19 protein-coding genes and 5 pseudogenes are annotated in these 24288 nt (G+C 73.9%); 18 read left to right on the plus strand and 6 right to left on the minus strand.

Annotated elements, in window-relative coordinates:
- Positions 1 to 52 precede the first annotated feature (52 nt).
- The 7 genes and pseudogenes from AB2U05_RS03380 to AB2U05_RS03410 all read left to right on the plus strand — a co-directional run.
- On the plus strand, positions 53 to 1036 hold the full coding sequence (locus tag AB2U05_RS03380; protein ID WP_369182373.1) for a carbohydrate ABC transporter permease: 984 nt from the start codon (positions 53 to 55) through the stop codon (positions 1034 to 1036).
- 2 nt (positions 1037 to 1038) lie between these two features.
- A complete protein-coding gene (locus tag AB2U05_RS03385; RefSeq protein WP_045708718.1) occupies positions 1039 to 1896 on the plus strand; it encodes a carbohydrate ABC transporter permease in 858 nt (285 codons plus the stop codon).
- 49 nt (positions 1897 to 1945) lie between these two features.
- A complete protein-coding gene (locus tag AB2U05_RS03390) occupies positions 1946 to 3433 on the plus strand; it encodes a glycoside hydrolase family 1 protein (protein WP_369182374.1) in 1488 nt (495 codons plus the stop codon).
- Positions 3434 to 3637: 204 nt separating this feature from the next.
- On the plus strand, positions 3638 to 4654 hold the full coding sequence (locus AB2U05_RS03395; RefSeq protein WP_369182375.1) for a LacI family DNA-binding transcriptional regulator: 1017 nt from the start codon (positions 3638 to 3640) through the stop codon (positions 4652 to 4654).
- A gap of 129 nt (positions 4655 to 4783) precedes the next feature.
- Positions 4784 to 6010 (plus strand): sugar MFS transporter, encoded by a 1227-nt coding sequence (locus AB2U05_RS03400; RefSeq protein WP_369182376.1) that lies wholly within the window; start codon positions 4784 to 4786, stop codon positions 6008 to 6010.
- Between the two features lie 360 nt (positions 6011 to 6370).
- Positions 6371 to 7051, plus strand: a pseudogene (locus AB2U05_RS03405) (glycoside hydrolase family 11 protein); the annotation flags it as partial.
- A gap of 173 nt (positions 7052 to 7224) precedes the next feature.
- A pseudogene (locus AB2U05_RS03410) lies at positions 7225 to 8133 on the plus strand (non-reducing end alpha-L-arabinofuranosidase family hydrolase); the annotation flags it as partial.
- Positions 8134 to 8249: 116 nt separating this feature from the next.
- Here the strand turns inward: AB2U05_RS03410 and AB2U05_RS03415 are convergent.
- The gene (locus AB2U05_RS03415; RefSeq protein ID WP_369182377.1) at positions 8250 to 9224 is read right to left on the minus strand and encodes a glycoside hydrolase family 6 protein; all 975 of its coding nucleotides are present in this window, start codon (positions 9222 to 9224) and stop codon (positions 8250 to 8252) included.
- 357 nt (positions 9225 to 9581) lie between these two features.
- Between AB2U05_RS03415 and AB2U05_RS03420 the strand changes: the two genes are divergently transcribed.
- The gene (locus AB2U05_RS03420; protein ID WP_369182378.1) at positions 9582 to 10607 is read left to right on the plus strand and encodes a LacI family DNA-binding transcriptional regulator; all 1026 of its coding nucleotides are present in this window, start codon (positions 9582 to 9584) and stop codon (positions 10605 to 10607) included.
- 99 nt (positions 10608 to 10706) lie between these two features.
- Positions 10707 to 10892 (plus strand): annotated as a pseudogene (locus AB2U05_RS03425) (family 1 glycosylhydrolase); the annotation flags it as partial.
- A gap of 134 nt (positions 10893 to 11026) precedes the next feature.
- On the opposite strand, the gene AB2U05_RS03430 reads toward AB2U05_RS03425, so the two are convergent.
- Complete coding sequence (locus AB2U05_RS03430) at positions 11027 to 11152, minus strand: hypothetical protein (RefSeq protein ID WP_369182379.1); 126 nt, start codon at positions 11150 to 11152, stop codon at positions 11027 to 11029.
- A gap of 311 nt (positions 11153 to 11463) precedes the next feature.
- Between AB2U05_RS03430 and AB2U05_RS03435 the strand changes: the two genes are divergently transcribed.
- The 5 genes and pseudogenes from AB2U05_RS03435 (at position 11464) to AB2U05_RS03455 (ending at position 14279) form a co-directional block, all read left to right on the plus strand.
- A complete protein-coding gene (locus AB2U05_RS03435; RefSeq protein ID WP_369182380.1) occupies positions 11464 to 12384 on the plus strand; it encodes an NADP-dependent oxidoreductase in 921 nt (306 codons plus the stop codon).
- A 103-nt stretch (positions 12385 to 12487) separates the two neighbouring features.
- Positions 12488 to 12748 (plus strand): annotated as a pseudogene (locus AB2U05_RS03440) (leucine zipper domain-containing protein); the annotation flags it as partial.
- Positions 12748 to 13008 (plus strand): hypothetical protein, encoded by a 261-nt coding sequence (locus AB2U05_RS03445; RefSeq protein WP_369182381.1) that lies wholly within the window; start codon positions 12748 to 12750, stop codon positions 13006 to 13008. The pseudogene AB2U05_RS03440 and the gene AB2U05_RS03445, both read left to right, overlap by 1 nt.
- A 72-nt stretch (positions 13009 to 13080) precedes the next feature.
- On the plus strand, positions 13081 to 13890 hold the full coding sequence (locus tag AB2U05_RS03450; RefSeq protein ID WP_369182382.1) for a beta-galactosidase trimerization domain-containing protein: 810 nt from the start codon (positions 13081 to 13083) through the stop codon (positions 13888 to 13890).
- Positions 13887 to 14279: a hypothetical protein gene (locus AB2U05_RS03455; RefSeq protein WP_369182383.1), complete on the plus strand. Its 393-nt coding sequence runs from the start codon at positions 13887 to 13889 to the stop codon at positions 14277 to 14279. Before AB2U05_RS03450 ends, AB2U05_RS03455 begins: the two co-directional genes overlap by 4 nt.
- 15 nt (positions 14280 to 14294) lie before the next feature.
- Here AB2U05_RS03455 and AB2U05_RS03460 read toward each other — a convergent pair whose 3' ends face one another.
- Both AB2U05_RS03460 and xylB read right to left on the minus strand, forming a co-directional pair.
- The gene (locus tag AB2U05_RS03460) at positions 14295 to 15452 is read right to left on the minus strand and encodes an ROK family protein (protein WP_369182384.1); all 1158 of its coding nucleotides are present in this window, start codon (positions 15450 to 15452) and stop codon (positions 14295 to 14297) included.
- Positions 15453 to 15524: 72 nt separating this feature from the next.
- Positions 15525 to 16955, minus strand: a complete 1431-nt coding sequence (gene xylB / locus AB2U05_RS03465; RefSeq protein ID WP_369182385.1) for a xylulokinase — start codon at positions 16953 to 16955, stop codon at positions 15525 to 15527.
- Positions 16956 to 17047: 92 nt separating this feature from the next.
- On the opposite strand from xylB, the gene xylA reads away from it, so the two are divergent.
- The 4 genes and pseudogenes from xylA to AB2U05_RS03485 all read left to right on the plus strand — a co-directional run bounded on the left by xylA (position 17048) and on the right by AB2U05_RS03485 (position 21342).
- A complete protein-coding gene (gene xylA, locus AB2U05_RS03470) occupies positions 17048 to 18220 on the plus strand; it encodes a xylose isomerase (protein ID WP_045709318.1) in 1173 nt (390 codons plus the stop codon).
- Between the two features lie 490 nt (positions 18221 to 18710).
- Positions 18711 to 20219: pseudogene (locus AB2U05_RS03475) on the plus strand (glycoside hydrolase family 43 protein).
- 363 nt (positions 20220 to 20582) lie between these two features.
- Positions 20583 to 20795, plus strand: a complete 213-nt coding sequence (locus AB2U05_RS03480) for a cellulase family glycosylhydrolase (protein WP_369185884.1) — start codon at positions 20583 to 20585, stop codon at positions 20793 to 20795.
- A 211-nt stretch (positions 20796 to 21006) separates the two neighbouring features.
- The gene (locus tag AB2U05_RS03485) at positions 21007 to 21342 is read left to right on the plus strand and encodes a hypothetical protein (protein WP_369182386.1); all 336 of its coding nucleotides are present in this window, start codon (positions 21007 to 21009) and stop codon (positions 21340 to 21342) included.
- Between the two features lie 253 nt (positions 21343 to 21595).
- Here AB2U05_RS03485 and AB2U05_RS03490 read toward each other — a convergent pair whose 3' ends face one another.
- Both AB2U05_RS03490 and araA read right to left on the minus strand, forming a co-directional pair.
- Entirely contained in the window at positions 21596 to 22651 is a 1056-nt protein-coding gene (locus AB2U05_RS03490) for an aldose epimerase family protein (protein ID WP_369185885.1), read from the minus strand.
- 127 nt (positions 22652 to 22778) lie between these two features.
- A complete protein-coding gene (gene araA, locus AB2U05_RS03495; RefSeq protein WP_369182387.1) occupies positions 22779 to 24287 on the minus strand; it encodes an L-arabinose isomerase in 1509 nt (502 codons plus the stop codon).
- Position 24288: the final 1 nt, after the last annotated feature.

The following is a 24288-nucleotide window of genomic DNA, read 5'->3' on the forward strand; positions in this document are numbered from 1 at the left end:
CCCGACCGGCCGGAACGGGGCCGGCCCCGCCCTCCCGAGAGAGGTCACGACCATGCTCGACGAGGCCGTCCCGGCCACCGCCCCCGGCGGGAGGCGCCCCGCTCCCCCGCCGCCGCGCCCCTGGCGCACCCGGCTCTACCGGTGGGACCTCAAGGCGTCGCCGTACCTGTACGTCGCGCCGTTCTTCCTCTGCTTCCTGGCCTTCGGCCTGTTCCCGCTGATCTACACCGGCTGGGTGTCGCTGCACAGCGTCGACCTCCAGACGTCCGACCAGATGCAGTGGCGCGGCTTCGGGAACTACACCCGGATGCTCCACGACGACCTGTTCTGGAACGCCCTGCGCAACACCCTGACCATCGGCCTGCTCTCCACCGTGCCGCAGCTGCTGATGGCCCTCGGCCTGGCCCACCTCCTCAACTACCGCCTGCGCGGCCGGGGCTTCTTCCGGATCGCGATGCTCGCGCCCTACGCGACCTCGATCGCGGCGGCGACCCTGGTGTTCACGCTGCTGTTCGGGCGGGACTACGGGATGATCAACTGGGCGCTGGGCCACCTGGGCCTCGGCCCGGTCGACTGGGAGGGCGGCACCTGGAGCTCCCAGATCGCCATCTCCGTGATCGTCACCTGGCGTTGGACGGGCTACAACGCCCTGATCTACCTCGCCGCCATGCAGGCCGTCCCGCACGACCTGTACGAGGCGGCCGCGCTCGACGGCGCCAACCGGTGGCAGCAGTTCCGGCACGTCACGGTGCCGTCCATCCGGCCCACCATCCTGTTCACCGTCGTGGTCTCCGGCATCGGGGCCACCCAACTCTTCGGCGAGCCCCTGCTGTTCGGCGGCGGCGCGACCGGCCACAGCGGCGGCTCGGCCCACCAGTACCAGACCCTCGGGCTCTACCTGTACGACCAGGGCTGGTACGCCTTCCACCTCGGCCGGGCCGCCGCCGTGGCCTGGACGATGCTGCTGATCCTGCTGGCCATCGGCGCGCTCAACCTCGCCCTGGTCCGCATCCGCCGGGCCCGGAAGGGGAGTTGAGAATGGCCAGGAACCCGGGGCGCCGTGCGGGAGCACGCGGCCTCACCGGAGCCGGACCGCTCACGTACGCGGTGCTGATCGTCGTCGCCGTCCTCTCCCTCTTCCCGCTGTACTGGACCCTGGTCGGCGCCTCGACCTCCGGCAGCCGGATCGCGCAGACCCCGCCGCCCCTGCTGCCCGGCGGGAGCCTGTGGCACAACCTCGACATCGCCTGGAACCAGGTCCACATGGGCGAGGCGCTGCTCAACTCGGTGGTGGTGGCGAGCTGCGTGACCGCCAGCACCGTGCTGTTCGCGACGCTCGCCGGCTTCGCCTTCGCCAAACTGCCGTTCCGGGGCCGCAACGCCCTGCTGAGCCTGGTGGTGGCGACCATGACGGTGCCCGCCCAGCTGAGCGTCATCCCGCTGTACCAGATCATGGCCGAACTGCACTGGACCGACCGACTTCAGTCGGTGATCCTGCCGAACCTGGTGGCCGCGTTCGGGGTGTTCTTCATGCGGCAGTTCCTGTCCGAGGCGCTGCCGATCGAACTGGTCGAGGCGGCCCGGATGGACGGCGCGAACAGCCTGCGCATCCTGTGGAGCGTGGTGCTGCCCATCGCCCGGCCCGGGATGGCCGTGCTCGGCATGCTGGTCTTCGTGCAGTCCTGGAACGACTTCTTCTGGCCGCTGATCGCGCTGAGCCAGAGCAATCCCACCGTCCAGGTCGCCCTGGCCGGCCTCGGCGGCGGCTCGTACGACTCCGACCAGGCCGTCATCCTCACCGGATCACTGCTCGGGACGGCACCGCTGCTGCTGGTCTTCGCCCTCCTCGGCAGGCACGTCGTCGGCGGCATCACCGCCGGCGCGGTCAAGAATTGATGCTCAGTCAGTCATCTTCTCTCCCCCACTGGACGTGGAAAGGCCAGCCATGACTTCCGCGCACACCGAGGTGTCCCCGGCCGAGACCGCCCCGGCCGACACCGCCCCGCCCGCCCTCCCCGACTTCCCCGCCGGCTTCCTCTGGGGGGCCGCGACGGCGGCGTACCAGATCGAGGGGGCCGTCGACGAGGACGGCCGGACGCCCTCGATCTGGGACACCTTCAGCCGCACGCCCGGGCGGATCGCCGGCGGCGACACCGGAGACCGCGCCACCGAGCACTACCACCGCTACCGGCAGGACGTCCGGCTGATGGCCGAACTCGGCCTGGGCGCCTACCGGTTCTCGGTGTCCTGGTCCCGGGTGCAGCCGACCGGCCGCGGGCCGGCCGCCAAACAGGGCCTCGACTTCTACCGACGCCTGGTGGACGAGCTGCTCGAACACGGCATCCAGCCCGCGCTGACGCTCTACCACTGGGACCTGCCGCAGGCCCTGGAGGACCTCGGGGGCTGGCCGGCCCGCGACACCGCCGGCCGCTTCGCCGACTACGCCGCCCTGGTGGCCGACGCGCTCGGCGACCGGGTGGGCCTGTGGACCACCCTCAACGAGCCCTGGTGCTCGGCCTTCCTCGGCTACGGCTCCGGGGTGCACGCCCCGGGCCGCGCCGACTGGACGGCCGCCCTGCGCGCCGCCCACCACCTGAACCTCGGCCACGGCCTCGCGGTCGAGGCGCTGCGCACGGCGCTGCCCCACGACGCCCGGATCGCCGTGTCGCACAACCTGCACGCGGTGCGGCCCCGCACCGACTCCGCGGCGGACCGCGAGGCCGCCCGCCGGATCGACGCGGTGGGCAACCGCGTCTTCACCGGCCCGATGCTGGACGGCGCCTACCCCGCCGACCTGATCAGCGACACCGCGCACCTGGTCGACTGGTCGGAGCTGGTCCACGACGGCGACCCGGCCACGATCGCCCGGCCGATCGACCTACTGGGCGTCAACTACTACACCCCCACCGTGGTGTCGGCCCTGCCGGAGGGCCAGGCCCCGGACGCCGCCGCCGCGAGCGAGGCCGGCCACGGCGACGGCGCCCAGTCCCCCTTCGCCGGCTGCGGCGACCTGCTCTTCACCCGCGCCCCGGGCCCGCGCACCGCCATGGGCTGGACGATCGACCCGAGCGGCCTGACCGAGCTGCTGCTGCGCCTCCACCGCGAACACCCCGGGCTCCCGCTGATGGTGACCGAGAACGGCGCCGCCTTCGACGACCGGCTGACGCCCGAGGGCGCGGTGCACGATCCGCAGCGCATCGCGTACCTGCGCGGACACCTGGACGCCGTCCGGCGGGCGATCGCCGCCGGCGCCGACGTGCGGGGATACTTCCTGTGGTCGCTCACGGACAACTTCGAGTGGGCGCACGGCTACGGCAAACGGTTCGGCCTGTACCACGTGGACTACCCCACCCAGGCCCGGACCGCCAAGGACAGCGCCCGGTGGTACGCGGAGGTGATCCGCCGGGGCACGTTGCCTGACCTGGGTGTGTGAGCGCGCCCGTTCCCTTGACGCCGGTCAGCGGACCGGCGAAGCTGGCAGCGGTGGGTCAACCGGCGCGCGACGAGTTCCGTGCGACGAGTTCCGCGCGATGTGCTCCGTGCGATGAGTTCCGCGCATGGAGTTCCGCGCATGGAGTTCCGCGCGATGTGTTCGGGGTGCAGTTCCCGTGTCGAGTGTCGATCCAGGACGGCCCCCATGCCTCAGACCTTCCCCAGCACCGACCCCAGCGCCGACCCCGCTCCGACCCTGGCCGAGGTCGCCCGCCGGGCCGGTGTCTCCATCGCGACCGCCTCCCGGGTGCTGAACCGTTCCGCCCGGGTCTCCACCGACGTGGCGGCCCGGGTGGAACGGGCGGTGCACGAGCTCGCCTACGTCCGCCGCCGGGCGCCCAGTGCCCGGCGGACGGGCGTGGTGGCCGTCGTGGTCTTCGGCGATCCGACGCAGTACCACGCGGACGCCTTCCCGGTGCGGCTGCTGGCCGGGCTGCGGCGCTCCCTGCCGTGCGCGGAGCGGGAGTTGGCCGTCTTCACGGTGCCCAGGCGCTCCCGGCGGCCGCCGCTGCTGCGCTACCTGTGCGGCGGCCACGTCGACGGAGTGCTGCTGGTCGGCCCCTGGGGGGACACCGCGCTCATCCGGCTGCTGCACGCCGCCAGGGTCCCGGTGGTGTCGCTGGGCCGCCCGCCGGAGCCCGGCACGGTGGCGTTCGTGGACGCGGACAACCTGGCCGGCGCCAGGGAGGCGGTGCGGCGGCTGTGCGCCTCCGGGCGCCGGGCGGTGGCCACCATCGCCGGGCCGCCGGACACCGCGGCCGGCGCGGACCGGCTGGCCGGCTACCAGCAGGCGATGGCGGCGGCGGCCGCGCTCCGGCCCGCGGTGGCGTACGGCGACTTCGGCAGCGCCTCCGGCGAGCACGCGATGCAGCGGCTGCTGGACCAGCGGCCGGAGTTGAACGCGGTCTTCGCCGCCTCCGACCAGATGGCGGCCGGCGCCCTGCGGACCCTGCGGCGGCGCGGGCTGCGGGTGCCCGAGGACGTGGCGCTGATCGGCTTCGACGACGCCCCCGTCGCGGCGCGGTGCCGCCCCGGGCTGACCACCGTCCGCCAGCCGGTGGAGGAACTCGGCGCCCGCGCCCTGGAGTTGCTGCTGCGCGATCCGGCGCCCGGCGAATCGGTCGTGCTCCCCACCCGGCTCGTCGTCCGGGCGTCGGGCTGAGCACGCGCGCACGGCCGGCCCGCTCGAATCCCCTTGCGTCGACGACAACGGCGATGAGAGCGTTCACAGTCGTCGAGAGCGATCCCTGACCCGTGGTCAACCCGCCCCTGCCCACCCCCTGGAGCGCACGTGCCCGACCGATCGACCGCCCAGCGCGCCGAAGCGGCCTCCACCGCCTCCGGCACCCGGCTGTTCAGCCCGACCGCGACGGTGGCCTCCTGCGCCGGGTTCGTCCTCATCGGAGCGCTCCAGGCCCTGTACGGACCGGCGATCCCCGCACTGCGGGAGGACTTCGGCCTCTCCCCCGCGGCTGCCGGACTGGGCCTGAGCGCGCACTTCGTCGGCGGCGTGGCCGGCGTCCTGGTCTTCGACCGCCTGCTCGGGCGCATCGGCAACCGCCGGATCCTGGGCGCCTCCTACCTGCTGATGGCGGTCGGCGCGGCGGGCTTCGCCCTGGCCCCCGACTGGCCGGCCGCCCTGGCGATGGCGCTGCTCGCCGGGCTCGGCTTCGGCGGCATCGACTACGGCCTCAACCAGCTCTTCGCCGTGGGCTTCGGCCGCCGCTCGGCGGCGATGCTGAACGTGCTCAACGCCCACTTCGGCATCGGCGCCGTCCTCGGCCCCGCGCTCGTGGGCGCGGTCGGCGCCGACCACTACCCGGCGCTCTTCCTCGCCTTCGCCGCGGCGAACCTGCCGTTGCTGCTGTGCCTGCGCGGTGTGCACGGCCGGGCCCCGCAGCCGACGCGCGACGCCGGTGACACGGACCGGGCCCCCGGGAGCGTGCTCGGGCGCAGCCTGGGCTCGGTGCTGGCCGTCTTCGTCACCCTGTACGTCCTGCACGTCGGCATCGAGGCGGGTGTGGGCGGCTGGGAGCCGACGCACCTGGAGGCCGTCGGCTACGGCGCCGGGCTCTCCGCCACCGCCACGTCCGTGTACTGGCTGATGATGACCGCCGGACGCTTCCTGGTGGCCCCGATCACGCTCCGCTTCTCCGCCGAGTCGATCATCACGGTGTCCTGCGCGGGGATGACGGCCTGCCTCGCGCTGGCGGCCGTGCCGGGCGTCGCCCCGTACGCCTACGCGGGCGTCGGTCTGTTCATCGCGCCGATCTTCCCCACCGGGCTGCCCTGGCTCCACCGCGCCGCACCCCGCGCCCGCCGGGCCGGCGCGCTGGTGATCGCCGCCTCGATGGTCGGCGGTGTCGTCGCGGGGCCGGCCCTCGGCCGGGCCATCGAGTCGCTGGGCGTCCGCTCGGTGCCGCTGGTGCTCGGGACGGTCTCCGCGCTGTGCCTGGCGGCGACGCTCTGGCTCGTCCGCGCCGCCGCCACGGGAAGCCCGGTCCCGCCCGCCCGGTGAGGCCCGAAACTTTCGATCGATCCGCTCGCCAGGCTCGACCGACCCGCGAAAGTTACCGCTCACAGGTGGAGGATCCGCGAGGGTCTCGACGGATGTCTCAACAGGCAAGCCTTTGACCAGAGATTCTCCCGAGGTGGACTGGACCACACAGGACCGACACTTTCGCTCACCCTGTCGAAAGCATTGACAGCTTGTCACGCGCAGGCCAACACTGTCGTGCCAATGGCCGCGGCTCCCGACCTCGGCCCCCGAGGTCGCCAATCCGCGTGGGGCAGCGCGGAACTGACGACCAGCCGGCTTCCTCCCGTGGCACAGGACCGGCGCCCCACCCCCACCCATTCGGCAGGACGGATCACCTCCGTGAACGCTCCCCACCCCAAGAGCCGCAAGGTCGGCCGCCTCCGGCGGACCGTCCGCAAGGCGCACCTCATCGTGCCGGCCCTCGCCGTCGTCCTGGTCTTGCCCGGCACCGCCGACGCCGCCACCGTGACCACGAACCAGACCGGCACCGACGGCGGGTACTTCTACTCGTTCTGGACCGAGGGCTCCGGCGCGGTCTCGATGTCGCTCAACGGCGGCGGCCGCTACGGCACCTCCTGGTCCAACGCCGGCAACTTCGTGGCCGGCAAGGGCTGGAGCACCGGCTCGCGCAGGCCGGTCTCCTACTCGGGCACCTGGAGCACCAACGGCAACGCCTACCTGTCGCTCTACGGCTGGAGCACCAACCCGCTCGTCGAGTACTACGTCGTCGACAACTACGGCTCCTACCGGCCGAGCGGCGCGTACAAGGGCACCGTCACCAGCGACGGCGGCACCTACGACATCTACGAGACGACGCGCTACAACGCCCCGTCCATCGAGGGCATCAGGACCTTCAACCAGTACTGGAGCGTCCGCCGGGGCACGCGCACCGGCGGGACGATCACCGTCGCGAACCACTTCGACGCCTGGGCCGGGCACGGCATGCGCCTCGGCACCATGAACTACGAAATCCTGGCGACCGAGGGCTACCGGAGCAGCGGCAGCTCCGACCTCACCGTGAGCGCCCGATGACGAAGGAGATCCCCATGCGTGCACGGAAGTCCGGCCCGGGTCGGCCGACCAGGGCGCTCACCGCCGTGGTCGCGGCCGTGGCGGCGCTGGCCGCCACGCTCGGCGTCACCACCGCGCAGGCCGCCACCGACACCGCGCGGACGGGCGCCGGCGAGCTCGGCTGCGCGCTGCCGTCGACGTACCACTGGTCGTCGACGGGTGCGCTGGCGCAGCCGGCGAACGGGTGGGCCTCGGTGAAGGACTTCACCGACGTGGTCTACAACGGCAAGCACCTGATCTACGCCTCGAACGTGTCGGGGTCCTCGTACGGCTCGATGATGTTCAGCCCCTTCTCCAACTGGTCGGACATGGCCTCGACCGGACAGACCGGGATGGGCCAGGCCGCGGTGGCGCCCACGCTGTTCTACTTCGCGCCCAAGAACATCTGGGTGCTGGCGTACCAGTGGGGCCAGTGGCCCTTCGTCTACCGCACGTCGACCAACCCGACGAACCCCAACGGCTGGTCCGCGCCGCAGCCGCTGTTCACCGGCAGCATCCCCAACTCCGGCACCGGGCCGATCGACCAGACCCTGATCGCCGACGGCCAGAACATGTACCTGTTCTTCGCCGGTGACAACGGCAGCATCTACCGGGCGAGCATGCCGATCGGGAACTTCCCCGGCAACTTCGGCTCCTCGTACACCACCGTCATGACCGACACGGTGAAGAACCTCTTCGAGGCCCCCCAGGTCTACAAGGTCAAGGACCGGAACCAGTACCTCATGATCGTCGAAGCCCGGGGCGCGACCGAGCAGCGCTACTTCCGCTCCTTCACCGCCACCAGCCTCAACGGTTCGTGGACCCCGCAGGCCGGCAGCGAGAACGCCCCCTTCGCCGGCAAGGCCAACAGCGGCGCCAACTGGACCAACGACATCAGCCACGGCGACCTGGTCCGCAACAACCCCGACCAGACCATGACCATCGACCCCTGCAACCTGCAGCTCCTCTACCAGGGCAAGGCCCCCAACGCGACCGGCCCCTACGACCAGCTGCCCTGGCGCCCGGGCCTGCTGACCCTCCAGCACCGCTGACCGGCTCTCACCACCCCGCGCACACCGCGACCCCGGCAGGATGTCCGGCCGGGGTCGCGCCTTCTTTTGTGAGCGTTAACAGACTTTGCCCCGTGAGCTCTGTCGGTTCCTCGGGGTCAGTAGCCGTGGATCAGGTTGTAGGCGACCTGCGGCAGGAACTGTCCGGCCGTCGAGCCGGCGCCGGTGCCGCAGTTGCCGTCCGACTCGCCCGGCGCCTTGATCCACAGCAGCATCTCGGCGCCGCCGCCAACCTGCGTGGGCGTGCCGATCCTGCGCCCGGCCGGGTTGCACCAGGCGCCGTCCGATCCGTTGCCGTTGCGGCTGCTGTCGACCACGAACGGCTTGGTGAACCCGTTCGCCGACCGCAGCGACGCGTTGACGGCGTTCCCGTACGCCGTGTTCTGCGCGGTCGGGAGGAAGTTGGACACGTTGAGCGAGAAGCCGTGGGCTCCGCTCACGCCGGCCGCGGCCAGGTGACGGGCCATGGTGTCGGCGCTGAGCCAAGCCGGGTTCCCGGCGTCCAGGTAGACCCAGGTGTTGGGCGCCTTGGCGTTGAACTGGGCGATGGCGTTGCGCAGCAGGGCGTTGCGGGCGGTGATCTGGTTCTGCGTCATGCAGCTCTCGTCGCCGAGCGAGTCGGGTTCGAGGACGACCACCGCGGGCCGGTTGCCGATGCCGCCGGCGAAGGCGGCGATCCAGGTGGCGTAGTCGGCGTCGGAACCCGCTCCGCCGCCGGACTGGCCGGCGCAGATGTCGCGGTTGGGGATGTTGTACGCCACCAGGACCGGCAGTTTGCCGTGGGCGGCCGCGGCGCCGACGAAGGCTCCGGTCGCCGTTCCGATGGTGCCGCTCCAGTTGCCGAACCAGCGCGCCGTCGGCACGTTGGCGATCGACGACCGGATGGCGGGGGCGCGGCCGTCGCCGGGGTTGGCGTTGAGCCACTGCTGGGCGCTGGAGTCGGGGTCGACGTAGAAGCCGCTGGTCATGGTGGTGGGGTCGGCGGCGTACGCGGTTCCGGGGTGGGCGGCGACCACGAGGGCGGTGAGCGCGGGGGCCAGGAGCAGGGAGAGCCTGCGGAGCGAGCGGCGCATGGTGCTTCCTCCACGGGTGGGGGGTGGGTGGGGGGCGAGACGGGGGTGGGGGTGAGACGGGGGCGAAAGCTGGAAGCGCTTCCAATTTCCAGATGATTGAGCCGATCCGAACCGGTGTCAAGGCATCCGCCACGGGTCTCGAACGCACCGTCAAGAATGCTTGGTCACAGCCATAGTTCAGTCACAGGCCGGCCGGATCCGTCGCTCGGCCGGCGGAACGGCCCACCTGGCCCTGGAGTGTGGAAGCGCTTCCGAAAAGCTGAGCCAGAGGGCCGGCCGATCGCCCCGGGGCACCGGATGCCTGTGGAACCATGGTCCGGAGAACGCCCGCCGGCAGCAGGAGGATCGACGATCGCGATGGAGACGTCCCCACGACGCCAGCCGACACTGGACGAGGTCGCCGCCCGGGCCGGGGTCTCCCGCACGGCGGCGTCCCGCGTCATCAACAACGTGCCGCACGTGAGCGCGGCCAAGCGCGCCGCGGTGGAGCGGGCCGTCCGCGAGCTGGGCTACGTGCCGAACCCGACCGCGCGGGCGCTGGCGACCCGGCGCGCCGGGTCGGTCGTGCTGGCGGTGTCCAGCGAGGAACCCGGGCTGTTCGCCGACCCGTTCTTCGCCGAGGTCACGGTGGGGGTCAGCTCCTTCCTCGACCGGACGGACCTGGAACTGGTCCTGCTGCTGGCCGACACGCCCCGCGGCAAGGAGCGCCTGCGGCGCATCCTGAGCTCCCACCGGACCGACGGCCTCGTGCTGATGGCCGTGCGCGGCGACGATCCGCTGGGCCGGCTGGCCGAGGAGACGGACCTTCCCGTGGTCTTCGGCGGCCTGCCGATGAACGGCACGCCCCGGTGGTACGTGGACGCTGACAACCGGGGCGGCGCGCGCCTGGCCGTCGAGCACCTGGTGCGCGGCGGCCGCCGTAACCTCGCGATGATCACCGGTCAGGTCGACCTGCAGGCCGCCGTCGCCCGGGAACAGGGCTTCCGCGAGGCGCTGCTGCTGACCGGCCTGACTCCTGCGGGCGTGGCGCCGGGCGGCTTCACCCAGGCCGGCGGCGAGGCCGCGACGGAACGGCTGCTCGCGGACCGGCCGGACATCGACGGGGTGTTCGCGGCCAACGACGGCATGGCGCTGGGAGCGCTGCGCGCCCTGCGCCGGCACGGCCGGCGCGTCCCCGAGGACGTCGCCGTCGTCGGCTTCGACGACCTCGCCAGCGCCCTCTACGCCGACCCGCCGCTGACGACCGTGCACCAACCGGTGCGCGCGCTCGGACTGGAGCTGGCCCGGATGCTCGCCGCCGTCATCGAGGGCCAGGACCCGAGCCCGCTCGTCCTGCCCACCCGCCTGACCGTCCGCGAATCCGCGCCGCCCGTCTCCGGCTGACACCGCGCCGATGGAGCCGCTCCCCTGCGGAAGCGCTTCCAGCCCGGCCAACCGTCGTCACGACCGCGCCCCGCCCTGGTTCACGGCGGCGGCGCGTCCTCGCCCTGGCCCGGCGCCGAGGACGTCGCGTTCCACCTCGCCGACGAGGACGTCACCGCCATGGGCTGGCCGATCGACCCCACCGGCCTGTCCGCCATCGACGCCGGCACCGACATCCGCGGCTACTACCTCTGCTCCCTGCTCGACAACTTCGAGTGGGCCCGCGGCTACGACAAGCGCTTCGGACCCAGGTCGGCGGCCCGGCCACCCGGCTCGCCGCGTGCTGACCGCCCGGCAGCATCCCGGGCCCGCCGCGGTCGCGGCGGGCCCGTTCGCAGGTGCTGGAACGGGAAGTCGGCGGGGCCGACTTCCCGCGTGGCTCAGTCGTCCGCCTGGTCGGCCTCGGCTCCCGCCGGCTCCTCGTCGGGATCCTCGTTGGGCTCCTCGTTGGGCCCCTCGGCCGGCGCCGCGCTCGGATCGGCCTTCCCACCGGTCACGTCGGGCATGGCTGTTCCCCTCTCCATGTCATCGGGCAGGTGCGGCCGGGAAGTCGGCCGCCCCTGGAGGATGCGGGAGGGCGGCCGTCGTCGGCCAGCCGCTGAACAGCCCTGTGGACGTTCGGCTCCCGCACGGCCGCCCCACCGGTCGGACGGGCCTCGGCCCCCGGCCGCGGCTGTCGCCGGTCCGGCGGGCCCGGACCGCTCAGACGGCGGTGCGCGGGTGCCGGGCGTCCGTCGTCGGCATAGCGTGGCCGACGGCGCCCGCCCGCCCGGTGGCGGTGCGCGAGGCCGAACACCGGCTCCTTGGAGGTCGATTCATGCGCGCGGTGACCTACGACGCTTTCGCCCCGGACAACTCCCGGCTGAAGTACGGCGAGGTGCCCGACGCGAAGGTCGGTCCCGGTCAGGTGCTGATCCAGGTCCGGGCCGCGTCCGTCAACCCGGTCGACTGGAAGGTCATGGCGGGCGGTCTGGACGGCATGATGGACACGGTCTTCCCCGCCATCCCCGGCTGGGACGTGGCCGGCGTGGTCACCCGCACCGGCCCCGACACGCCCGAGTTCGCCCCGGGGGACGAGGTGATGGCCTACGCCCGCAAGGACGCGGTGCAGGCCGGCACCTTCGCCGAGTACGTCGCGGTCGCCGCGCCCGCGGTGGCGCGCAAGCCCGCCGGACTCGACTGGGCGCAGGCAGCCGGGCTGCCGCTGGCTGGCCTCACCGCGCTGCGCAGCCTGGACCGGCTCGGGGTCGGCCCCGCCGACGTCCTGCTGGTGCACGGCGCCGCCGGCGGCGTGGGCAGCCTCGCGGTGCAGCTCGGCCGCGACCGCGGCGCCCGGGTGATCGGGACCGCCTCCGAGCGCAACCACGCGTACCTCCGCGAGCTGGGCGCCGAACCGGTGACGTACGGGGACGGCCTGGCCGAGCGGGTGCGTACGCTGGCGCCCGGCGGTGTGTCGGCCGTCGCGGACTTCGTCGGCGGCCAGCTGGAGACGACGCTCGCCGTGCTCGCCGACGGCGGGCGCCACATCTCGATCGCCGACCCCGGCGTGGCGCAGCACGGCGGCCACTGGATCTGGGTCCGCCCGGACGGCGCGAAGCTCGCCGAACTCGCGGCGGTGGTGGACCGCGGCGCGCTGACCGTCGAGGTCGCCCGGACCTTCCCCCTGGAGCGGACGGCCGAGGCCTTCGACGCCAGCCGCACCGGGCACACCCGGGGGAAGCTGGTCGTCGTGCCGTGACCCGTGCCCCCGCCCGCCGCCGGGAGCGCAGGGCACCGGGGCCCGACCTAGGTGTACTGACCACGGAGGTTGGTGACGGGGTTCACGGCGTGGTGATCTTGAAATGAGTGAGGGCCTTCTGGCTCGGTGCGGATTGCGACATCTGCACCGACTTCAGAAAGGCCCTCATGCCGCACCGCTGACCGAGACCGGACGCCTGCGTCTGGCCCGCTGCATCGTGGAGGACGGCTGGCCGCTGCGCAGGGCAGCCGAGCGCTTCCAGGTCTCGCCGACCACGGCCAAGCGCTGGGCCGACCGCTACCGCGCGCTCGGCGAGGCCGGCATGAGCGACCGCTCCAGCCGCCCACATCACAGCCCGCAGAGGTGCTGCGCCGCTTCGCCCCGGTCGACGGGATCTTCATCGACATGTGCTGGAACCAGCCCAGCGCGAGCCGCTGGGCGACCGACGGCATGCGCCGGGAGGGCCTGGACCCGGCCGACGCCGACCACCGCGACCGCTACGCGGAGCTGGTGGCCCGGCGCTCCATGGCCCGCTACTCCGCCATGGTGGACAAGGCCCTGCCCCCGGACGCCGTCCAGGGCGCCTGGTTCAACAGCCGGCCGAAGACCGGGCTGTTCGAGTAGCGGCAGTTCCTCCGGCACGTCGAGATCGAGGGGCTGCCCACCGGCGGCTGGGGCTACGCGTTCCTGCCGTACGTGGCCCGCTTCGTCCGCCCGCTCGGGCTGCCCGTCCTCAGCCACACCGGACGCTTCCACGAGCGCTGGGGGGACAACGCCGCCCTCAAGCCCCGGGCGGCCCTGCACTACGAGACCAGCCAGATGCTGAGCCACGGTCTGACCGGCGGCATCGGTGACGTGCTGCACCCGCGCGGAGTGCCCTCGCGGGCGGCGTACGAGCTGATCGGCTCGGCCTACCGGCACATCGAGGCGTGCGCGCCGTTCCTCGAGGGCGGACGGGTCGTCAGCGAGGTCGCCGTGGTCGTCGACCCCGCTCTCGGCGACAACCCCGGCGCGAGCACCATGGGCGCCGTCCGGGCCCTGCAGCAGCTCCGCGCGCAGTTCGACGTGGTCCCGCCCACGGCCGACCTGGGCGGCTACCGGGCCGTCGTGGTGCCGGAGAGCACCCCCGTCGACGACGACCTGGCCGAGCGCCTGGGCGCGTACCGCCGGGCCGGGGGCGCCGTGCTGCTGGTCGGGCCCGCGCTGCTCAGGAACGGCACCGAGCCGACCCTGCCGGAGCTCCCGGTCGAGGGCCTGGCCCCGGCTCCGGCCGGCGAGGTCTTCCTCGCCTGCGCGGGCGTGCCCGGTGCGCCGGAGGACTTCCCGGTCGTCAGCCACGGCGCCCGGCTGGCCGCCCGGGCGCTGCCCGGCGCCGAGGTGCTGGCCCGGATCGTGGCGCCCTACTTCCCCCGCTCCGGGACCGCTTCTGCGGCCACTCCTACACGCCCCCGGCCGACCCGACCGACGAGGCGGCCGTCGTCGTCGGCGACGGGGTGGCCGCGGTGACCGTGTCGCTGCTGGAGGCCTTCCACGAGCACGGCCTGGAGACGTACCGTCAGCTGCTCGGCGCCGCGCTGGACCGGCTGCTGCCGGACCCGCTCGTCCGCGCGGGCGGGCCGGTCCACCTGGAGACCACCGTCGTCCGGACCGCCACCAGCACCGTGGTGCACCTGATCAGCTTCCTGCCGTCCCGGGAGACCCCCGAGCTGGACCTGGTGCACGACGCGTTCCCGCTGGTCGACGTGCCCGTCGCGATCCGGCTCGCGGACGCGCCGCGCTCGGTGCGGCTGCAGCCCGCCGGGCGGGAGCCGGCCTGGGAGCGCGACGGCAAGTACGTCCACGTGCGGGTCACCACCACGGACGGGCACGCGATGGTCGTGGTCGAGCACGACTGACCGGAGCCGCCCGGGTCACCCCGCCGGCAGCAGGGTCGGGTCCGCCATGATCCGGCGGACCGTCGTCAGCGCCGCGCCCAGCAGCGGACCGCGCCGGCCCAGGGCGGACGGGCGCAGCGCCTCCGGCGCCCAGGGCCGCACGGTGACCCGGGCGGCCAACTCGGCGCGGACGGCGGGCAGCAGCCAGTCGGCGAGGTCGGCGTAGGCGCCGCCGAGGACGAGGCCGTCCGGGTCGATGAGGTCGACGGCCGAGGTGAGGGCGAGGCCCAGAGCACTGCCCGCGCGCTCCAGCGCCGCCAGGGTCGGCGGGTGCCCGGCGCGCGCCCGTTCGGCGAGCAGGGCGACGGCGTCGCCCGGGCCGTACTGCGCGAGACCGGCCTCGCGCAGCACGGCCGCCTCGCCGGCGTACTGCTCCAGGCAGCCGCGGGCGCCGCAGGCGCAGCCGGGGCCGTCCGGGTGGACGGGGAGGTGGCCGAGTTCGCCGGCGAAGCCCCGGGCGCCGCGGAACAGCCGCCCGTCGATGACCAGGGCGGCGCCGACCCCGGTCCCGGCGGAGACGTGCACGAAGGTCTCCGCGGGCTGCCCGGCGTTCCAGTACTCGGCCAGCGCGCCGAGGTTGGCCTCGTTCTCCGGTTCGGGCACGGTGTCCGCGTCCGGCCAGTGGTCGGCGAGCCGGACGCCGCGCCAGCCGAGGTTGGGCGCGCGCTCGACCAGTCCGCCGGGTTCGTTCGGCACCACACCCGGCACGGCCAGGATCCGGCCGTCGACGCGCAGCCCGAGGGCGGCGGCCTCGGCCTCCGCCGCGGCGGCCAGCGCGGCGACCTCCGCCAGCACCTCCCCGGCGGGCCGGCCCGCGTTGGCCCGTTCCTCCCGGCGCCACACCCGTGGCTCGCCCCTCAGGTCCACCACGCACGCGCCGAGGTGGCCGACGCCGATCTCCAGGCCGAGGCCCGCGGGGCCCTGGCCGCTCAGGGCCAGCGCCCGTCCGGGGCGGCCGGGGCGGCCGCTGGCGGTGGCCGCCGCCTCGGTCACCGCGCCGCGCCCGATCAGCTCGTCGACCAGCGAGGAGACGGCCGCCCTGGTCAGGCCGACGCGTCCGGCGACGTCCGCCCGGGAGAGCGGGCTGTGCGCCGCGACCGCGCCGAGGACCACCGCGAGGTTCTGCCGGCGCATGTCCTGTTGCGACGCGGGCCCGTTCGAAGCGCTCCTGCCCGCCCTGCCGACCACCGTCACGCGCTGCCCCTCCTACCGGTCCTCGGCCGGAGCGCCCTGCAAGGCCCCGGCCCGACGCAGGGTATCGCCGATCCGCGCCAGCGCGTCCTCGTCCTTCCGCACCGGCTCCAGCACCGGGCCGTGGGCCGTCCGCCAGCGGCGGGCGACGGCGTCGGCGGGCTCGCCGGTGAGCAGCGCGGCCGCCTGGGCGGCGGCGCCTAGCGCGACCAGTTCCCCCGCGTCGGGCACCTGGACGGCCCGGCCGGAGAGCCGCAGGACGGTCCGCTGCCAGGCCCGGCCGCGGGCGCCGCCGCCGATCAGCAGCAGCGGTTCGTCGCCCGCCGGGTCGGCGCCGCCCGCGCGCAGCACGTCGTCCAGGGCGGTGAGCAGGGCGTGGGCGGCGCCGTCGTAGGCGGCTTGGAGCAGCTGGCCCGGGGTGGTGTCGTGGCGCAGCCCGTGGACGAGGCCGGAGGCGCCCGGGAGGTCGGGGGTGCGTTCGCCGTCGAGGTAGGGCAGGACGACGGCGGTGCCGCCCTCCTCGACCTCGTCGCGGTCGCGGCCGAGCAGCGCGGCGAAGCGGTCGACGGCGAGGGTGCAGTTGAGCGTGCAGGCGAGCGGCAGCCAGCCGCCGAGGGCGTCGGCGAAGCCGGCGACGGTGCCGCTCGGGTCGGCCGGCCTGGTGCGGCCGACGGCGTAGACCGTCCCGGAGGTGCCGAGGCTGAGCACCGGCTGGCCGGGGCGCAGGCCCAGCCCGAGGGCGGCGGCCATGTTGTCGCCGGTTCCGGTGGCCACCGGTGCGCCCGCGCGCAGCGCCGTCCCGGGGCGTACGACGCCGGCCCGGGCGCCCGGCGCGAGGACCTGCGGCAGCAGGGCCGGGTCGAGTCCGATGCGGTCGAGGATGTCCTTGTCGTAGCCGTCCGGGCCCCACCAGCCGGTTCCCGAGGCGTCGCCGCGGTCGGTGGTCGCCTGCCCGGTCAGCCGCTCGGTCAGGTAGTCGTGCGGGAGGCGGACGGCGGCGACGCGCTCGGCGGCGGCGGGGTCCTCGGCGCGCAGCCAGGCCCACTTGGGCGCGGTGAAGGCGGCGGTGTGCACGCTGCCGGTGCGGCGGGCGAGTTCGGCGGCGCCGATCGCGGCCTTCAGTTCGTCGGCCTGGGGCGCCGAGCGGACGTCGTTCCAGAGCAGGGCCGGGCGGACCGGCGCGCCGGAGGTGTCGAGGGTGACCAGGCCGTGCTGCTGGCCGGCGATCGAGACGGCGGCCGCGCGGTCGGCCCAGCCGGTCGCCGCCGCGGCCTCGCCGAGCGCCCGCCACCACTGCTCGGGATCGCTCTCACGGCCGGCGCCCGTACTGACGTCGTGCGGGGCGCGGCCCTGGCCGAGGACGGCACCGGTGTCGAGGTCGACGGCGAGGGCCTTGGTGGACTGCGTGGAGCTGTCGAAGCCGATCACGACGCGTTGCTCAGCCATGCGTTCCTCCAGGGGGTTCCTTCTGACGTTTCGGCATACTAGTTTGTTAAGAGCCATTGCAAACACCCCTGGCACTGATCCGGAGCCGCTCCATGTCCAGTGACCCGCTCGTCCCCACCCCCGCGCACAAGTTCACCTTCGGCCTGTGGACCGTCGGCTGGCAGGGGCGCGACCCCTTCGGCGACGCGACCCGCCCCGCCCTCGACCCGGTCGAGACCGTGCAGCGCCTGGCCGAGCTCGGGGCCTACGGCGTCACCTTCCACGACGACGACCTGATCCCCTTCGGCGCCGGCGACGCCACCCGCGAGGAGACCGTCAAGCGCTTCCGCGCCGCGCTGGACGCCGCCGGGCTGAAGGTCCCGATGGCGACCACCAACCTGTTCACCCACCCGGTGTTCAAGGACGGCGCCTTCACCGCCAACGACCGCGACGTGCGCCGCTACGCGCTGCGCAAGACCATCCGCAACATCGACCTGGCCGCCGAACTCGGCGCCTCGGTCTACGTCGCCTGGGGCGGGCGCGAGGGCGCCGAGTCCGGCGCGGCCAAGGACGTGCGCACCGCGCTCGACCGGCTGAAGGAGGCCTTCGACCTGCTCGGCGAGTACGTCGAGCAGCAGGGCTACGACCTGCGCTTCGCGATCGAGCCCAAGCCCAACGAGCCGCGCGGCGACATCCTGCTCCCCACCGTCGGCCACGCCCTGGCGTTCATCAACGCGCTGGAGCGCCCCGAGCGGGTCGGCCTCAACCCGGAGGTCGGCCACGAGCAGATGGCCGGGCTCAACTTCCCGCACGGCATCGCCCAGGCGCTGTGGCACGACAAGCTGTTCCACATCGACCTCAACGGCCAGTCCGGCATCAAGTACGACCAGGACCTGCGCTTCGGCGCGGGCGACCTGCGACAGGCCTTCTGGCTGGTCGACCTGCTGGAGTCGGCCGGCTACGAGGGCCCCCGGCACTTCGACTTCAAGCCGCCGCGCACCGAGGACTTCGACGGTGTCTGGGCCTCGGCGGCCGGCTGCATGCGCAACTACCTGCTGCTGGCCGAGCGGTCCCGCGCCTTCCGGGCCGACCCCGAGGTGCGGGCCGCGCTCGCCGCCTCCCGCCTGCCCGAACTGGCGCTGCCCACGGCCGGGGACGGCCTGGCCGGGCTGCTGGCGGACCGCTCCGCCTTCGAGGAGTTCGACGTGGACGCCGCCGCCGGGCGCGGCATGGCCTTCGAGCAGCTGGACCAGCTCGCCCTGGAGCACCTCCTCGGCGCCCGCTGACCGCAGCCGTGAAGACCGAGCCGGGTCGTGCCGCCCGCACGACCCGGCTCGGCGCGCGTCCGACCGGACGCCGATGGGAAACGCAGCGGGGCCCCGCCCACCACCGCACGGGCGGGCGGGGCCCGGGTCTCACGCCTCGAACGGCAGCTCGGCCTCGGCGGTGCCGGCCGGGCCGACGTGCAGCGGGCCGTCCGGGCCGCCGATCCGCAGCTGCCACGGGTGCGGGCTGTCCGTGGTCACCCGGATCCGGTCGCCGGTGCGGCACAGCTGGAAGCGGGCGGTCTCGCCGGGGCCGTCCGGCCGGGTCCGGGAAGGTCTCCTCGTCCCACGCGAAGTCGCACCACTGGTACTCGCGCATCCAGAAGCTGGAGATCGACCTCGGCGAACACGGCACCCCCCGCCTGACGCGCATCGGCGCGCCCGGCGGGGCGGCCACCGCCCCGAACCACCACGTCACGAACCCCCACGTCACGAATCAGGAACCGACCACGTGTCAGACCAGCCCCAGCCCGGCACCGTGCCCAACCCGGTGATCCCCGGCTTCCACCCCGACCCCAGCGTCTGCCGCGTGGGCGACGACTACTACCTCGCCTGCTCCAGCTTCGAGTAGTTCCCCGGCATCCCCGTCTTCCACAGCCGCGACCTGGTGCACTGGACCCAGGTCGGCAACGCCCTGGACCGGCCGAGCCAGCTGTCCCTGTCGCCCGAGATGCCGTCCTCGGCCGGGATCTACGCGCCGACCCTGCGCCACCACGACGGCCGCTTCTGGCTGATCGTCACCATCGTCGGCGGCGGCGGCAACGTGCTCTTCACCGCCACCGACCCGGCCGGCCCCTGGTCCGACCCGATCCCGGCGCCGGGGGTGCCCGGCATCGACCCGGACCTCGCCTGGGACGAGGACGGCAGCTGCTGGTGCACCGTCGCCGGCGTCTCCCAGGTGCGCCTCGACCCGGCGACCGGCGAGACCTTCGGCGCGCCGCAGCCGGTGTGGTCCGGCACCCCCGGCGCCCAGGCCCCCGAGGCGCCGCACCTCTACCGGATCGGCGCGTACTGGTACCTGATGATCGCCGAGGGCGGCACGGAGCGCGGCCACGGCGTGGCCATCGCCCGCGGCCGCACGCCCAACGGCCCGTTCGAGCCGTGCCCGACCAACCCGGTCCTGAGCCACCGCAGCACCCCCCGCCCGATCCAGAACACCGGCCACGCCGACCTGGTCCAGGCCCCGGACGGCTCCTGGTGGACGGTGCTGCTGGCCGTCCGGCCGCGCGGCGGCACCCCCGGCTGGCACGTGCTCGGCCGGGAGACCTTCCTCGCACCGGTCGAGTGGGTGGACGGCTGGCCGGTCGTCGGCGAGGTCACCGCCGAACTGCCCGCCCCGGCCTGGCCGCTGTACCCGGCGGCGGCCGTACCGGCCCGGGACGACTTCGACCGGGCCGAGCTGCACCCCCGGTGGATCTCGGTGCGCGAGCGCCCGGAGCAGTTGTGCACCACGAAGGAACGTTCCGGCTGGCTGACCCTGCGCGCCGCCGGGGCCTCCCTGGACGAGAACGACGCGGTGTTCGTCGGCCGCCGCCAGCAACACCTCGCCTGCCGGGCCCGCGCCCTGATCGATCCCGCGGACGGCCGCGGCGGCCTGGCCGTCCGGCTGGACGAGCAGCACCACTACGAGATCGAGGCGGCCGCCGGCCGGGTGGCCGTGATCGCCCGGATCGGCTCCGTGCGCACCGAGGTCGCCTCCGCGCCGGTGCCCGCCGGGGCGGTGGTGCTCGGCGTCGACATCGACGCGCCGCCCCCGCACGAGGCGCGGTCCGGTCCGGACACCGTCTCCCTCGGCGTCGAGGACGCGGACGGCACCTTCACGGCGCTCGCCACCCTCGACGGCCGCTACCTGTCCACCGAGGTGGCCGGCGGCTTCACCGGCCGGGTCATCGGCATGTACGCCGCGGCCGGCACCGTCCACTTCGACCGCTTCGACTACGAGCCGCTCCGCCTCCCCTGACGTCCCGTCGGGCTCCCCGATCCCCCTGGCCACCCGCCGGGGCTCGCCCACCCACCCCCTTCACCCGAAAGGGACGACCCGTGAACGACGCACGCCAGACCAAGCGCTCCCGCAGGCTCAGCCGGGCGGCCGGCATCGTGGTGGCCCTGGCCACCACGAGCAGCCTGGCCTGCGGCACCGCCGCCGCCGCACCGATCGACCCCGCCCAGGCCCAGGAGGCGACGGCCGACCGGGTCCCGCACAACGCCATGGACGCCGTCGCCCGGATGCAGCCCGGCTGGAAACCTCGGCAACACCCTGGACGCGATCCCCGACGAGACCTCCTGGGGCAACCCGCTGACCACCAAGACCCTGTTCGACCACCTGAAGAAGGAGGGCTTCCGCAGCGTCCGGATCCCGGTCACCTGGTACACCCACCAGCCCGACACCGCCCCGTACACCGTCGACGCGACGTACCTGAACCGCGTCAAGCAGGTGGTCGACCTGGCCCTGGCCGACGGCCTCTACGTCGAGATCAACGTGCACCACGACTCGTGGAAGTGGATCGCCGACATCGCCACGACCACGACAAGGTGATGGCGCGCTTCAACTCCACCTGGCAGCAGATCGCCACCACCTTCCAGGACGAGCCGCGCACGCTGCTCATGGAGAGCGTCAACGAGCCGGTCATCAACACCAGCTGACCCTCACCTCCGCCGCACTCACCCGGCTGGCCGGCGACCGCGCCTACGGGGAGAACGCGACCCTCCAGGTCCGCTACGCGCAGGGCCGGCCCTGGCAGCTCCACGTGATCTCCTTCGACAAGCCGGCGGTGTCCGCCGCCACCGGGACCACCACCGCGCTCACCATCCCCACCCGGTTCAACGGGGACCAGCTGGCGACCATGGAGGCCAGGTACGCCGACGGCAGCAACGCCGGCTCGGCGAGCTGGACGCCGTTCCAGGCGTTCAACACGGCCTTCGCGCCGGACTACGCGGGCAACGCCCTGGTGCTCAAGCCCGACTTCCTCGACGCGCTCAAGGACGGCACCCCGGCCACGCTCACCTTCCACTTCTGGAGCGGCGCCACCGTCACCTACCGGGTGACCAAGTCCGGCACCACGGTGACCGGCACCGCCTCCTGACCCGCCGCGTCCTCCTCGCCCCGGCTGCCGCCCCGACAGCCGGGGCCCTTCATGCCTCCGAGGTGCACCCGTGTTCCCGCTGCGCCCGCGCGTCCTGTTCGGCGCCGCCCACTACCACGAGTACCAGCCGTACGAGCGGTTCGAGGAAGACCTCGACCTGCTGGCCGAGGCCGGCCTGAGCGCGAAGGGGTGGTGGACCCCGCCGGGTCCACCACCCCTTCGCTGTCCGCCCGGTGACGGCTCCGCTGCTCCGCTACCCGGCCGAGAAGCAGTACACCGTCATCGAGCGGAACTCCTCCCCGGGGCGCAGGACGGTGGAGGGGTACGCGGGGCGGTTCGGCGAGTCCGGGAAGTGCTGGGTCTCCAGCGCGACGCCCGCGTACGCGCGGTACGGACGGCCGGAGGGGCCGCTCAGCGTGCCGTCGAAGTGGTTGCCGGTGTAGACCTGCAGCCCCGGCTCCGTGGTCAGGCACTCGACCCGCCGGCCGCTGGCCGGGTGGCTCAGCACGGCGGCCCGCCGGAAGCCGGTCCCGTCCAGGATCCAGTTGTGGTCGAAGCCGGCCCCGGCCCGGCGGATCTGGCGGTCCTCGTCGACGACGCGGTCCCCGATCCGCCGGGCCTCGCGCAGGTCGAAGGGCGTGCCCAGGACGGGCTCGGCGGGCCCGATCGGGATCAGCCCGGCGTCCACCGGGAGGTAGCCGCGGGCCTCGACGCGCAACAGGTGGTCGAGCACCGTGCCGTGGCCCTCACCGGCCAGGTTGAAGTACGCGTGGTTGGTGAGGTTGACCACCGTCGGCGCGTCCGTGGTCGCGCGGTAGCCGATCCACAGCCGGCCGTCCGGGTCGAGCAGGTACGTCACCTCGACGGTGAGCGCTCCCGGGAACCCCTGGTCGCCGTCCGGGCTGTGCAGCCGCAGGCGCACTCCGGCCCGTCGGCCCTCCCGGACGGGCACGCCGTCCCAGAGCCGGGTGGCGAAGCCGTCCGTTCCGCCGTGCAGGGTGTGGCCGGTCGGCTGGGTGGTGAGCCGGTGCGTGGTGCCGTCGAGGGGCAGGACGCCGCCGGCGATCCGGTTGGCGTAGCGGCCGACCGTCGCGCCGAGGTACGCACCCTCCCCGAGCATGTCCTCGACGCGCTCGCAGCCGAGGACGACGTTCGCCCGCCGCCCGTCCCGGTCCGGCGCGTGCAGGGCCTGGAGCCGGGCGCCCAGGCTGAGCACCTCCGCCCGCACCCCGTCCGGCGAGCCGATGGTCCAGCGGGTGACGGGCCGCCCGTCCGGCAGCGTCGCGGCGACGCCCTGGGAGACCGTCAGTTCGGCCGGGGACACGAGGGCGTCGTTCGGCACGGGGGTGCTCCGTTCCTTGCGGGCTGCGGGCTGTACGGGCTGCGGGCTTGGAGCTGTCCAGGGTACGGGGTGCGGGCCGGCGGGTTGCGCGGGGTCAGAACCCCTGGGCCAGGCGGTGGTAGGCCTGGTTCCAGCGCAGCTCCTGGGTGAACCGCCGGATGTTGGTGTCGTCGTCGATCACCAGCAGTTCGACGCCGAGCATCTCGGCGAGGTCGTCGAGCTCCTCGGTGCCGACCGCGCCGGAGAGCACGGTGTGGTGCGGTCCGCCGGCCGTCAGCCAGGCCTCGGTGGAGGTGTGCAGGTCCGGACGCGGCTTCCAGACCGCGCGGGCGACCGGCAGGTGGGGCAGCGGCGCCGGCGGCGCGACCACGTCCACCTCGTTGGCGACCAGCCGGAACCGGTCGCCGAGGTCCGCGAGGCCGACCACGACCGCCGGGCCCGGCTCGGCGTCGAAGACCAGGCGGACCGGGTCCTCCCGCCCGCCGATGGACAGCGGGTGGATCTCGCAGGAGGGGGTGCCGGCCGCGATGCTCGGGCAGACCTCCAGCATGTGCGCGCCGAGGATCAGCTCGCGGCCGAACTCCAGGTGGTAGGTGTAGTCCTCCATGAAGGAGGTGCCGCCGGCCAGTCCGCCGGCGGTCACCTTGAGGGTGCGCAGCAGGGTGGCGGTCTTCCAGTCGCCCTCGCCGCCGAAGCCGTAGCCGTCCGCCATCAGCCGCTGCACGGCGAGGCCGGGCAGCTGGCGCAGCCCGCCGAGGTCCTCGAAGTTGGTGGTGAAGGCCTTGAAGCCGCCCTGCTCCAGGAAGCCGCGCAGGCCGAGTTCGATGCGGGCCGCGTAGCGCAGCGCCCCGTGGCGCTCGCCGTCCGCCCGCAGCTCGGGCGCGAGGCGGTAGCTGTCCTCGTACTCCTTGACCAGCGCGGTGACGTCGCCGTCGTCCGTCGCGTCCACGGCGGCGACGAGGTCGTTGACGCCGTAGGTGTTGACGGAGACGCCGAAGCGGAGCTGGGCCTCGACCTTGTCGCCCTCGGTGACGGCGACGTCGCGCATGTTGTCGCCGAAGCGGGCGAGCTTGAGGCTGCGCAGTTCGGCGCGGCCGGCGGCGGCGCGGGCCCAGGTGGCGATCCTGGAGGACACGGCGGGGTCGCTGACGTGCCCGGCGACGGTCTTGCGCGCGATCCCGAGGCGGGACTGGATGTAGCCGAACTCGCGGTCGCCGTGGGCGGCCTGGTTCAGGTTCATGAAGTCCATGTCGATGGTCTGCCAGGGCAGGTCGACGTTGGCCTGGGTGTGCAGGTGGAGCAGCGGCTTCTGCAGGGCGTCGAGGCCCGCGATCCACATCTTGGCCGGGGAGAAGGTGTGCATCCAGGCGATCAGGCCGATGCAGTCGTCCGCGGAGTTGGCCTCCAGGCACACCCGGCGGATGGCGCCGGCGTCGGTGAGGACGGGCTTCCAGACCACCTCGACGGGCAGTGCCGCGTCGCGGTTCAGGGCTTCGGCGATGCGCTGGGACTGCTCGGCGACCTGGCGCAGCGTCTCCTCGCCGTAGAGCCCTTGGCTGCCGGTCAGGAACCAGGCCTGGCGTCCGTCCAGTGGCTTCTTCACG

This window comes from Streptomyces sp. Y1, assembly GCF_041053115.1.
GTDB classification, from domain to species: domain Bacteria; phylum Actinomycetota; class Actinomycetes; order Streptomycetales; family Streptomycetaceae; genus Kitasatospora; species Kitasatospora rubellomurina.